Below are 12,244 nucleotides of genomic sequence, written 5' to 3' on the forward strand. Positions count from 1 at the left end.
ATAGCGGTCAATGACGCGTTTGCCAAGTGCCTTCGCAAAATTTGTGCGCCTGGCCGCGCGACTCGCTTTCACACGCTCACTCGCCCTTGCTCTTGCCGAGGTCCACGCCGAGCTGCTTGAGCTTGCGATACAGGTGCGTGCGCTCAAGCCCCGTTTTCTCGGCCACGCGCGTCATGCTGCCGTTCTCGCGCGCGAGGTGGTACTCGAAGTAAGCGCGCTCGAAAGCGTCGCGCGCGTCGCGCAGCGGAATGTCGAACGAGATCGAGGCCGTTTGCGTGGCCGTCGCACCGGCCTGCATCCCGTGCACGCCGTCGGCGCCCAGCACGGGCAGCGCCGCCGCCGATGCCACGACCGCCGGTCCGCCCACAGCCGATTTCCCCGCTGCCGCCGCAGACGCCGGCGCAACCGGCGCGGCCGTGCCGCGCGCGAGCCCCTGCTCGACCGCCTTCAACAGCTTTTGCAGCGCGATCGGCTTTTCGAGGAAGTTGAGCGCGCCGATCTTCGTCGCCTCGACTGCCGTGTCGATGGTCGCGTGCCCCGACATCATGATCACCGGCATCGTGAGATGACCCTGCGCGGCCCATTCCTTGAGCAGCGTCACGCCATCGGTGTCCGGCATCCAGATATCGAGCAGCACGAGGTCCGGCACCGCGCGCTGCCGGAAGTCGCGCGCCTGCTGCGCATCTTCCGCGAGCTCCACGACGTGCCCTTCGTCGCTGAGGATCTCCGAGAGCAATTCCCGGATGCCCATTTCATCATCTACCACCAGGATGGTTGCCATTTACGCTGCCCTTGTCTGCACTGTTGCTTTTGATCCTTGCTCCGCCGCGGCACGCGTCTGCCGCTCACCCGACGTGCTGGTGGCACCGGGTCCGGGCGTGGCGGCATCCGGAGGGATGTCATCCGCCAACTGGAGAAAGAGAATCGAGATTTGCGCGCCTTCGATCACATCGCCCGCTCTCATTCGATTGCGGATGTCGATGCGCGCGCCGTGCTCGTCGACGATCTTCTTGACCATCGCAAGCCCGAGTCCTGTTCCTTTGGCCTTGGTCGTCACGTAGGGTTCGAACGCGCGCGTGAGGATGCGCGCCGGGAAACCCGGGCCGTTGTCCGATACCGTGAGACGCACCGCGACGTGCGTGCGTCCTTGCGCGTCGGGGTCTCCGTATTCTACGGCGCGAGTCTCGAGCGTCACGCGAGGATTCTCCGTGTCGGCCACCGCGTCCTGCGCGTTTTGCAGCAGGTTGTGGATCACCTGGCGCAATTGCGTGGCGTCGCCGCGTATCACCGGCAAGTCGGAGAGCTCGACCTTGATCGCGCTCTTGCCCTCTCCCGCGCCGTAGAGCGTGAGCACTTCGCTCACGAGTTCGTTGAGCTGCAGGTTCGCGAGCACCGCCGGCGGCGTGCGCGCGTAATCGCGGAAGTTGTCGACCATCTGCTTCATCGCCGCGACCTGATTGACGATGGTGGTCGCGCCGCGCTTGAGCACTTCGGCATCCGTTGGCGCGAGCTTGTCCGAGAGCTTCATCTGCAGGCGTTCGGCCGAGAGCTGGATCGGCGTGAGCGGATTCTTGATTTCGTGCGCAAGACGCCGCGCGACTTCACCCCACGCCACCGAGCGCTGCGCTGAGATCACGTCGGAGATGTCGTCGAACACCACCACGTAGCCAGAGGTCTGCATGTCGCCTGCATCGCGGCCCGTATCGGAAACGAGGCGCGCGCCGCGCACGAGCAACGTGAGCGGATCGGTCTCGCCCGGAATCGGCACGGAGAATTGCTGCTGCCAGTGGCCGCGATCGTGATCGTCGCCTTCGCGATCCGTGCGTGAAGCTTCCTGATCGGCGAACGCCTTGCGCACCATCGCGCCGAACTCCGTGAGCGCGCCGATATGATCGAGCGCGACGCCAAGCTGCGTCTGGAACGGCTGACGGAAGATGCGCTCCGCACCGGGGTTCGCTGTCGTGAGGCGGAACTGCCGGTCGAACACGAACACGCCTGCCGTGAGGTTCGCGAGAATGCTCTCGAGATACGCCTTCGAATGCTCGAGCGCGACGCGATTCTTCTCCACGGCCTGGCGCGCCTCCGATAGCTGGCGCGTCATCGCGTTGAACGACTGCGTGAGGAAGCCCAGTTCGTCGCGCGACTTGATTTCGCGCTTGGGCGTGTAGTCGCCCTCGGTCACTTCCTTCGTGCCCTGCGCGAGCAGGAAGAGCGGCCGTGCAAGCTGGTTGCCGAGCGCGAGCGCAAGCATCATCGCAACGAACGTGGCGAGAAAGAGCGCGAGCGTAAGCGTGCCGATATACATCTTGCGCAGGCCCGTGCGGCCAAGCGCCTTCTCCTGATACTCGCGATACGCGCGCTGCACGGCGTCGGCGTTACGCGCGAGCGCCGCCGGCACCGGTTGCTCCAGTTGCAGGAAGCGCTCGACCGGCTGCAGATCCGTTGTGTTCGCATCGGGAATGCGCGTGACCACGCGCAATCGCAGCGCGCCCTTCGAGCCAAGCTGATGCGGGTCGCCGTCCACTTCGCCTTCGATCGCCGCATAGCCGCGCCCGCGCGCCTGATCGATCATGAGCGACGTGGGCATGTCGGCAGGCATCAGCGACGAGAAGTTGCTCGACGCCTGCGCCACCACGTGCATGTCCGGCGCCGCGCCCGACATGCTGCGCACCGGCTCGACGATCATCGCGTCCTGCACGCCGAACTGGTCGCGCGCGCGCAAAAGCGTGAGCGTCGTGCCCGCCGAGTCGCCGTTCGCGATCTGCTCGGCCATGAGACGGCCCTTGGTTTGCAGGTCGGACAGTGAGGCGTCGAGCATGCCGCGGCCGAGATTCAGGCCCGCGGTGAGCGCGGTTTCCACGTTCACGTCGAACCACGACTCGATCGAGCGCGAGACGAACTGATACGAAACGATATAGATGATGCCGCCCGGCACCACGCCCACGAGCGCGAAGAAGAACGCGAGCTTCGCGAGCAGCCGCGTGCCGAACTTGCCGCGCCTCAAGCGCACGACGATCACGATCATGAGCGCCGTCACCACCGAGAGGAAGATCAGCGCGACGACGATATTGGCCGCATAGAGCCAGCCGTAGTAGCGGTCGAAGAACTCGGTGTTCGCGCTCGCCGCGGCGAGCAGGACGAGCAGCAGCGTCGCGGTGAACGCGACGGTGGAAACGAGCAGCTTGACGACGACGCTGCTGAAGCTGGTGGCGCGGCGTACTTTATTTAGCACGTTCGGTCACCGTGAAGTTAAAGCGCTTCCAGTCGGAAGCGAGGTTCCAGTCGCGGTTGTTCACGGCGTCGATCTGGAACGGCTTGGGCATCAGCGCGACGTCGAGCTGCATGCGCACCGAGGCCGTGTATGTTTCGCCCGGATGCACGTCGTTGCGCTCGATCACGTGCCACGAGGTGACGTGCTTGATGACCGCGAGCGCGTCCGCGAGCGTCGAAAAGCCGAGCTGCAGGCCGCCGCTCGAAACGCGGTACTCGCGCGTAAGCGGCTGGAACGACAGGCGAATGCTTTGCGACACGCTCACCGGCTGTTCGTCGAACCAGTACCAGCGCGCTCGCGTGAGCTGAAAGTCGGTGGTGAAGTAGAGCGGAATGCCCTTGTTGACCGCGTCTTCCAGGCTGCTGTTCAGGTCGAAGTCGAAACGGGCGTCGAGGCTCCAGCCGTTGTTGTCGGCCTGGAGCGACGCGCGTTGCACCGAGATCGAGTCGGCGCGCGCCGGCGTGACGGCCAGGAAGCCGACGACGGCAAGCACCAGCCAGATCAGGGCCGCGAACCGCAGCGGGAAGAAGCGTTTGATGGTCACCGTTTCTGAAAGCGCGCGTAGAAGAATCCGTCGTGATCTGCGGTGCGATCGGGAACGGGGAAGACGGTTGCCGTCACTTCGGCCTTTGCGTCGGCATCGTGCCGCGCCTCGTTGGCTGCGCCATATTCTGGCCCCCGGGCCGGCGCGCCGGGTGCCTCGGGCAGCAATTGCCCCGGGGCGTCCAATCGTACCGCATCCGCATGGGTGCTTTCAAACCAGCGCGCCTGCGCCTCGCCTTCCTCGGGGAAGATCGAGCAGGTCACGTAGAGCAGTTCGCCGCCTGGCTTCACGAGCGGCCACAGCGCATCGACGATGCGGCGCTGCTCGGCGGCAAGCGCGGCGATGTCGCTCTCGCGGCGCAGCCAGCGGATGTCCGGATGGCGGCGCACAATGCCCGAGGCCGAGCACGGCACGTCGGCGAGGATGCGGTCGAACAGTTCGCCTTCGTGCCACCCGGCGGGATGGCCCGCGTCGCCGACCACGATCTTTGCGTGGCGCATGGGGTGCGCGGGATCGTCCTGCGCGAAACCGAGGCGCGCGAAGTTTTCGCCGATGCGCGCGGCTCGCGTGGCGTCGCTTTCCAGCGCGATCAGATCGATGTCTGCAAGCTCGAGCAGATGGCCGCTCTTGCCGCCAGGCGCCGCGCACGCGTCGAGCACGCGCATGCCGTCACGCACGCCGAGGATTTGCGCGGCCACTTGTGCACCCGCGTCCTGCACGGACACGTCGCCCGCCAGGAAGCCGGGAATGCGATCCACCGGCAGCGGCGCGACCAGGCGCACGGCGTGTTCGCCGATCTGCGTGGCAGCGATGTCTTCGGCGGCGAGGCGCTGGACGTATTCGGCAGCGCTCGCACGGCGCGCGTTCACGCGCAGCGTGAGCGGGCCTTGCGTGTTGCCGGCGGTGAGAATCGCCTGCCACTGCGTGGGCCACGCGGCGCGAACCGCGTCGATCCACCAGCGCGGATAGTTCCAGTGCGCGGTTTCATCGGCCAGAGCGGCGGCGAGCGCAGCGTCGCGCTCGCGCAGAAAGCCGCGCAGCACGGCATTGACGAGCCCCTTCGCAAACGCAATCTCGCGGCGCGCACCCACGGCGCGCACGGCCTGATCGACGACCGTAAACGGCGTGTAGGCGGCGCTCGCCTCGTCTTCGGCGAGCAACGCGAGCGCGCAGGCCAGCACATTCGCGACGAGCGGCGGCGGCGCCTTGCTGACTCGCTGCCGGATCAGCCAGTCGACCGTGCCGAGCCGCCGCATCGTCCGGTACGCAATGTCCTGCACGGCGCCGCGAGCCTGCGGCGCAAAGTCGGCGGGCAGCACGGCGAAGGCGCTCGCAAGCGCAGCGGGCAGCGCCGCACCGGCGCGCACCGCGCCAACCGCATGAGCAGCCTGGTCAAGCGCAAAGCCCAGCGAATCGGGGGCCAGGTGCACGGCGTGGTCGCGCGCCGGCGCTGCGCCATGCTGGCGCGCGGGCGATGCGGAACTCTTTTTGCCGTGAGACGGCTTGCTGGGTCGCCGGGATGGGCTGGATGTCATGAAGAAACCGGATGCGGGCCGCAGTGAATCGCGGCGTCAAATATGCACAAGCGAGTCATTGTAGCGTGGCGAGCGCGCAACACTGCCAGCGCGGTTCGATTCGGGTTGACCGCAGCGCGCACGCAGGCCGGCGGCGATGAATTCGTCTGGATACATATTGGCGGATACCGACTAACGGCTCGCCGCATGATGGCGACTGAAAACGCCTCCCCCAGCTTCGTCGCGGCCATCATGAAACCACTCGGGAAGAAACACGACTTCGCGTTCCTGGCCTTCGTCGCGCTCTTTTCCGTGTACCAGCAGGGACGCGGAAAGCTGTTCTCGCCGTTCTGGGACTACAAGGTGTACGCGTACGCGCTCGATCAGTTCAAGCGCGGCGCCAATCCGTATATCCCACACGGATTTCCCTTCGTCTACCCGCCCATCTTCCTGAATCTCTTTTCGCGCATTCCGTTTCAGTGGCTCTACCTTACGTTCGTTTGTGCTTCGCTGATTTATCTCGCCTGGAGCATCAGGCATGTGGACTTCTTCGTCGCGGGCGCGCTGGGGTTTCTCACGGGCGGCGCGGGCGTGGGAGGCATCCTCACGGGGAATTTCGCGATCTTCGGTCACCTGCTGATCATTGCGCTTTTTTATGCGGCTTCGCGGAACGCTTCACAGCCCGCTTTACAGCCCGCTTTACAGCCCGCTTCACAGCCCGCTTCACAGCCCGTCTCGCAGGCGAGCCGTGCCGCAACGGCGAAGTATTGCGCGCTGGCTTTTTTCATCGCCCTGTTCGCCTCCATCAAGATCTATTTCCTGACGTACGCCGTCGTGTTCTTTTTTATCCCCAAGGGCATGCGCTATTTCTTCGCCGTGCCCATGTGCGTTGCGCTCGCAACCATCGCGCAGCTCGCGCTGGAACCGCGACTGTGGACCGACTTCGAAACCCTGCTGCGCTGGCAGATGCTCGCCCAGAACGATTCCGGGCTCGTGCTGTTCGGCATACTCGAACAGCATGTCCGCGCGCTATCGACCCTGGAAGACGTACTGTTCTACGAAGCGGTCGTCGTGGCGCTATTCGTGTACGCGGTCAATCCGCTGCGCGGGCGGCGGCTCATGGTTTCCGAAAACGAAAACGTGCCCGGCAGGCTGTTCTATGTCCTCGCGTTTTGTCTCGCGCTGAATCCGAGAATGAAGGAATACGACATCGCGCCGTTCTTCGCGTGCTGCTACGTTTCGCTATTCCAGAGCAGCAACGCCGATAACCGGATGGATCGCGTGTTCTTCTATACCGTACCGCTGGCGTTCATCGCCGCGTGGGTCGTCGTCAAGTTTGGACACGTGTACTACGCGCTCGACGTGTCCTGGTTCATTGGCGTGTATTTCGTGTTCTTCGTGGTTTCCCTGCGCCAGCGCGCATTGCGGGTTTCGGCTCACGCAGACGCAAGACACGTAGACGGCGACGCCGCCGCAACGGGCTGAATAAAAAAACGCCTCCGAAGAGGCGTTTTTTCACGGCGCAGCGCTACTCTCAGCGCTTGCCCGCGGCCATGTCCATCAACCGGCGGATGCGCTCTTCCGTGGCCGGGTGCGTGCTGAACAGGTTCTGCAAGCCGCCGCCCGAAAGCGGATTCATGATCATCATCTGCGCCGTGGCCGGATGCTGTTCGGCCGCCGGGAACGGAATGCCCTGCGCATAGCGGTGGATCTTGTCGAGCGCAGATGCAAGCGCCTGAGGATCGCCGGAAATCTCGGCGCCGCCGCGGTCCGCTTCGAATTCGCGCGCACGCGAAATCGCCATCTGGATCAGCGCGCCCGCGATCGGCGCGAGCAGCGCCACGGCAATGCTCGCGATGGGATTCGCCGGGCGCCCGTTTTCGTCGCGGCCGCCGAAGATCATCGCGAAGTTGGCGAGCGCCGAAATCGCGCCGGCCATGGTGGCCGTAATCGTCGAGATGAGAATGTCGCGGTGCTTCACGTGTGCGAGTTCGTGCGCCATCACGCCGCGCATTTCGCGCTCGGACAGCACGCGCAGGATGCCCGTGGTCGCCGCGACCGCCGCGTGCTCGGGGTTGCGGCCCGTGGCGAAGGCGTTGGGCGCGTCCTCGTTGATGAGGTAGACGCGTGGCATCGGCAAGCCCGCACGCGTGGCCAGATCGCGCACCATGCGATAGAACTGCGGCGCCGTGGTCTCGTCGACTTCCTGCGCGTTGTACATGCGCAGGACCATCTTGTCCGAATACCAGTACGAGAAGAAGTTCATGGCGAGCGCGAAGAACAGCGCCAGCACCATCCCGCGCTGCCCGCCGATCAGCCCGCCAATCACGATGAAAAGGGCCGTAATCGCGGCCATCAACATCGCGGTTTTGACCCAGTTGAACATGTGCTGTGCTCCTTCACCCACCAGGGGATCCAATCGATCGTTGAACGCCCGCCGCCAGCCGGTCAGCCAGCGATAAGCGAGCGCATTGTAAGCGATTTGTTAGATATGGGCAGATGCGAAAAATTCAATCTCAGCGCGTGGCTGTCGCGAGTTTCAGCCCCAGGCCGACGAACGCCGAGCCCACCGTGCGGTCCAGCCACTTCTTCATGCCCGGCTTGCCCGAAAAGCGCTGCGTGACGCTGCCCGCCACCCACGCGACGAAACTGTTCCAGACCGTGCTCATCAGGATGAACACGCCGCCGAGCGTGAGGAAAGCGAGGGCCTTGTGCTCGGTCCCCGTGTTCACGAACTGCGGGAAGAACGAGACGAAGAACAGCACCACCTTCGGGTTCAGCACGTTGGTGCAGAACCCCGAAATGAACAGCTGGCGCAGCGGGCGCGGGGCGGCGGCAGCCTGCGAGCCTTGCGCGGCGCCTTCGGCCGGTTTGGCCTCTTGCTTCGTGAGGACAAGGCGCACGCCGAGATACACGAGATAGATCGCGCCAACGACCTTGATGACCGTAAACGCTGTGGCCGACGCCGCGAGCAGCGCAGTCAAACCGAACGCGCAGGCAAGCGTGTGCACACAGCAGCCTGCCGAGATACCCAGTGCGGAAACGAGACCCGCGCCGCGGCCCTGCGCGACACTGCGGCCAACGATATAGGCGGTGTCGGGCCCCGGCGTCACGTTCAGGAGGAACACGGCGACGAGGAAGAAACCGAAATGGGTGATGCCGAGCATGACAACCTCAAAATCGAAAAACGCGCTTCAAACGCCATTGATTCTAGCGCGCTGCCAACCGCGCGGCATTTGGCCTCGCGGCCATTTTCAGGCGATGGCGCGGGCCGGGCTTCAGGCAGCGGGCGCCTCGGGCAACTGGAAACGCTGCCCCGCCGCCAGCGGCATGCCGGCCAGGAATTCGCGCGCGGGCAGGCGCTTGCCACCCGGCTTTTGCAGCTGCGTGAGGCGCAGCGCGCCCTCGCCGCACGCCACCACCACGCCCACCGGACTCACTTCGAGAATCTCGCCTGGCTCGGCGGCCTTGCTTGCCGGACGCTCCACCGGTTCAGCGGCCCATAGCTTGAGCTGCGCGCCGTCGAGCGTCGCAGCGCCGCCCGGGAACGGGTCGAATGCGCGAATCTGGCGCGCGAGCGCCACGGCCGGCCGGCGCCAGTCGAGCGCGGCTTCCTGCTTGCCGATCTTCTCCGCGTAGGTCGCGCCCTCTGCGGGCTGCGGCGTGGCAGGCAGCGTACCGTCGCGCTCGAGCGCGATAAGCCCATCCACGATCAGCTTCGCGCCGAGTTGCGCGAGGCGGTCGTGCAGCGTCGCCGTCGTGTCGCCCGGCGCAATCGCGGTGCGCACCTCGGAGATCATCGGGCCGGTGTCGAGCCCAGCGTCCATCTGCATGAGCGTAATGCCGGTTTCGTCGTCGCCGGCTTCGATCGCGCGATGAATCGGCGCGGCGCCGCGCCAGCGCGGCAAAATAGACCCATGAATGTTGATGCAGCCGTGCGGCGCAATGTCCAGCACTTCCTGCGGCAGCAGCAACCCATAAGCGGCAACCACCATCACGTCGTGCGGCGTAGCGCGCAGCAGGTCCAGCGCCGCGGCGGCCTCTTCCGGAAACTTTCCCGTGCGCCGCAGCGAAGGCGGCTGGGCAACGGCTATGCCGTGCTCCTGCGCGTAGCGCTTGACCGGGCTGGCCTGGAGCTTCATCCCACGGCCTGCGGGACGATCCGGCTGGGTCAGGACGAGCGGCACGGCAAAGCCCGCGTCGTGAATCGCCGCGAGCGCCGCGGCGGCGAATTCCGGCGTGCCGGCGAAGATGACGCGAAGGGTGTGGCTCATGGGCGCTCGGTGCGTGGCGGGTTGATGAAGAGAGACGACTCGAAGCAACGCAATTACATCGCGCGTTCGAGCTTCTTCATCTTGCTGCGGATGCGCGTCTGCTTGAGCGACGAGAGGTATTCGACGAACACCTTGCCCATCAGGTGATCCATTTCGTGCTGGATGCACACCGCGAGCAGCCCGTCGCAGTCCACCTCGTAGGTCTCGCCCTTTTCGTTCATAGCGCGCACGCGCACCTTTTCCGCGCGTTCGACTTCATCGTAGATGCCCGGCACGGAAAGACAGCCTTCCTCATGCACTTCACGCTCGTCGCTCGACCAGATGATTTCCGGGTTGATGAACACGCTCAATTCGTCGTGAGCGTCGGAAACGTCGATCACCACAACGCGCTCGTGCACGTCGACCTGGGTGGCCGCGAGGCCGACACCAGGCGCTGCGTACATGGTTTCCGCCATGTCGGCGACCAGCTTGCGAATGCGGTCGTTGACCACTTCGACCGGCTTGGCGACCTTGTGCAGACGCTTGTCCGGGTAATGAAGAATATTCAGTAGAGCCATGATTTAACGGGTTTCTCGTTGGGCGCCTGAAAGAGCCAGGAGCAGCCAGAAGCGGGGCGACGATGCGCGGCCTGGCCATTCGGCCAGCTTGCGGGTCCCATGCCGGATACGGAGGATATGCACTCATATTCGGACGATTGGGCCGCAATTCAACGTTGAGCGCGCTATCGCCCGTGCGAATGCGCCGCGCCAAGAGGCGTGCGCGCAATGCCACGGGCAAAGACGCCACGGTGTATTTCGGATGGTGAAAATTTTATCACGAGGTGCGGCAAACCGTCCGCGCCCGGGGAACGCAATGTCGACGACCTTGCCGCTATGTCCCGAGGAACTGGCCGCCTGGCTGCGCCTCGCCCTCGCGCGCGGCCTGAGGCCCGCTGCGCTGCGCGCGCTGCTCGGCGCGTTCGGCCTGCCTCAAAACGTGCTGGCCCAGCCATTCGCAGCACTCACAGCGGTGGCGGGTGCGCAAGCCGCGCACGCCGCACTGGCCGAGCCCCTCGCGGACTTCGCAGCGCAACTCGAAGCGCTGCAGGCGTGGCGCACGGAGCCCGGCAACGCACTCATCACGCTCGCCGACCCGGCCTATCCGGCCCGCCTGCTCGACATGCCCGATCCGCCGCCGCTGCTCTACGTCAAAGGCCGGCTCGAGCTGCTCCACGCGCGCGCGGTCGCGGTGGTGGGCAGCCGCAGCGCCACGCCGCAGGCCATCGATGACGCCGCGCGCTTCGCGCGCACACTCGCCGCAGCGGGTCTTACGGTCGTCTCGGGGCTCGCGCTCGGCGTGGATGGTGCCGCGCATCGCGGCGCGCTCCACGAATCTGGCGGCACAGTCGCCGTAATCGGCACCGGCGCGGATCTCGTCTACCCGCCGGCCCATCACCCTCTCGCCACGGAGATCGTCGCGCACGGCACGCTCGTCTCCGAATGGCCGCTTGGCACTCCGGCACGCTCCGCGAACTTTCCGCAGCGCAACCGCGTGATTGCCGCGCTCGTCGAAGGCGTGGTGGTGGTCGAGGCCGCGCAACGTTCCGGTTCGCTCATCACGGCACGGCTCGCCAACGAAATGGGCCGCGACGTATTCGCGCTGCCCGGTTCGATCCATGCGCCGCTCACGCGCGGCTGCCACGGGCTCATCAAGCAGGGCGCGCAGCTCGTCGAAACGCCCGAAGAGGTGCTTGATGCGCTGAACGTCGGGCGACCGTCAGGCGCCGCGCGGGGGCCCGCGGCGCGGCAAGGGCAACGCCGCCAGAAGGTCTCGGTTCCGTTCGACCGCATGCAGCGCGAAGCCGGTGAAACTCTGCCGCTGCCGCTGGAAAGCCCGCGTTCCGAGCCGCCGCGCGCTCGTCGTGCTGAAGGACAAAAGCCTGCCGCCAGCCTCGGCACCGAGGCCCGGCGCCTGCTCCAGGCGCTCGGTCACGCGCCGGCCACGGTTGAAATCCTCGCCCAGCGCACCGACATGCCCGAAGCGGTGCTGCAAGGCACGCTGCTGCAACTCGAACTCGCGGGACACCTCGACGCATTGCCGGGCGGCTGGTTCGTGCGAGCCAGCCGTGGGGAGTGAGGCGGCAGACGCCGCCGATTGGGGGACCTCACCGCCCGCGCGCCGCCGTGATACATTCGCGCCAAATACCCCGCTCTATATATAAGAGAACGCAAGGAACGACCATGCCCGCGCTAGACCTCGACACCGACGCCGAACAGATCGCAGAGCGCGTCAGCAATCAGGACACGCTGTTCGTCGCGTGCCTGTGCGCGCAGTGGTGCGGGACGTGCCGCGACTACCGTGCCACGTTCGACCGCATCGCCGAGGCGCATCCCGATGTCTGCTTTGCGTACATCGACATCGAAACCCATGCAGACCGCTTCGACGATCTCGATGTCGAGAACTTCCCGACCATCCTGATCGAAGACGGCCACGCCACGCGCTTTTTCGGCACGGTCCTGCCGCACGCCGCCGTGGTCGAGCGCATGCTCTCGGACCTCAGGGCGCTGCCGGGCGTGGCCGACGCACCCAAGCTGCGGCCCGCCCTGATCGCGGTTTGAGCGCACCCAACATCTGACCCCGATCAGGCGCGCCGCTTGCCGCA

General features: G+C 65.7%; 11 protein-coding genes. 3 read left to right on the forward strand and 8 right to left on the reverse strand.

Annotated elements, in window-relative coordinates:
* Positions 1 to 76: 76 nt before the first annotated feature.
* From esaR to rsmB, 4 genes are read right to left on the reverse strand one after another with little or no spacing between them, the layout of a single operon-like run.
* Positions 77 to 781, reverse strand: a complete 705-nt coding sequence (gene esaR, locus VSR72_RS31470) for a response regulator transcription factor EsaR (protein WP_342956164.1) — start codon at positions 779 to 781, stop codon at positions 77 to 79.
* A complete protein-coding gene (locus VSR72_RS31475) occupies positions 782 to 3,232 on the reverse strand; it encodes a PAS domain-containing sensor histidine kinase (protein ID WP_342956165.1) in 2,451 nt (816 codons plus the stop codon). It lies immediately after the preceding gene.
* Positions 3,222 to 3,815, reverse strand: coding sequence for a DUF4390 domain-containing protein (locus VSR72_RS31480; RefSeq protein WP_342956166.1), 594 nt, complete (start codon positions 3,813 to 3,815; stop codon positions 3,222 to 3,224). Before VSR72_RS31480 ends, VSR72_RS31475 begins: the two co-directional genes overlap by 11 nt.
* Entirely contained in the window at positions 3,812 to 5,350 is a 1,539-nt protein-coding gene (rsmB, locus tag VSR72_RS31485; RefSeq protein ID WP_342956167.1) for a 16S rRNA (cytosine(967)-C(5))-methyltransferase RsmB, read from the reverse strand. The genes VSR72_RS31480 and rsmB overlap by 4 nt, the downstream gene beginning before the upstream one ends.
* A 231-nt stretch (positions 5,351 to 5,581) precedes the next feature.
* On the opposite strand from rsmB, the gene VSR72_RS31490 reads away from it, so the two are divergent.
* Entirely contained in the window at positions 5,582 to 6,814 is a 1,233-nt protein-coding gene (locus tag VSR72_RS31490; RefSeq protein WP_342956168.1) for a hypothetical protein, read from the forward strand.
* A 49-nt stretch (positions 6,815 to 6,863) separates the two neighbouring features.
* Here VSR72_RS31490 and htpX read toward each other — a convergent pair whose 3' ends face one another.
* The 4 genes from htpX to def form a co-directional block, all read right to left on the reverse strand.
* On the reverse strand, positions 6,864 to 7,715 hold the full coding sequence (gene htpX / locus VSR72_RS31495; RefSeq protein ID WP_342956169.1) for a zinc metalloprotease HtpX: 852 nt from the start codon (positions 7,713 to 7,715) through the stop codon (positions 6,864 to 6,866).
* A 130-nt stretch (positions 7,716 to 7,845) separates the two neighbouring features.
* Positions 7,846 to 8,496, reverse strand: a complete 651-nt coding sequence (locus VSR72_RS31500; protein ID WP_342956170.1) for a LysE family translocator — start codon at positions 8,494 to 8,496, stop codon at positions 7,846 to 7,848.
* Positions 8,497 to 8,607: 111 nt separating this feature from the next.
* Entirely contained in the window at positions 8,608 to 9,603 is a 996-nt protein-coding gene (fmt, locus tag VSR72_RS31505) for a methionyl-tRNA formyltransferase (RefSeq protein ID WP_342956171.1), read from the reverse strand.
* A 53-nt stretch (positions 9,604 to 9,656) separates the two neighbouring features.
* On the reverse strand, positions 9,657 to 10,160 hold the full coding sequence (def, locus tag VSR72_RS31510) for a peptide deformylase (RefSeq protein ID WP_342956172.1): 504 nt from the start codon (positions 10,158 to 10,160) through the stop codon (positions 9,657 to 9,659).
* Between the two features lie 295 nt (positions 10,161 to 10,455).
* Between def and dprA the strand changes: the two genes are divergently transcribed.
* Both dprA and VSR72_RS31520 read left to right on the forward strand, forming a co-directional pair.
* A complete protein-coding gene (dprA, locus tag VSR72_RS31515) occupies positions 10,456 to 11,718 on the forward strand; it encodes a DNA-processing protein DprA (protein ID WP_342956173.1) in 1,263 nt (420 codons plus the stop codon).
* 104 nt (positions 11,719 to 11,822) lie between these two features.
* Positions 11,823 to 12,200, forward strand: coding sequence for a thioredoxin family protein (locus VSR72_RS31520; protein ID WP_342956174.1), 378 nt, complete (start codon positions 11,823 to 11,825; stop codon positions 12,198 to 12,200).
* Positions 12,201 to 12,244 lie beyond the last annotated feature (44 nt).

This window comes from Paraburkholderia sp. JHI869, assembly GCF_038900775.1.
In the GTDB taxonomy this organism is placed as follows: domain Bacteria; phylum Pseudomonadota; class Gammaproteobacteria; order Burkholderiales; family Burkholderiaceae; genus Paraburkholderia.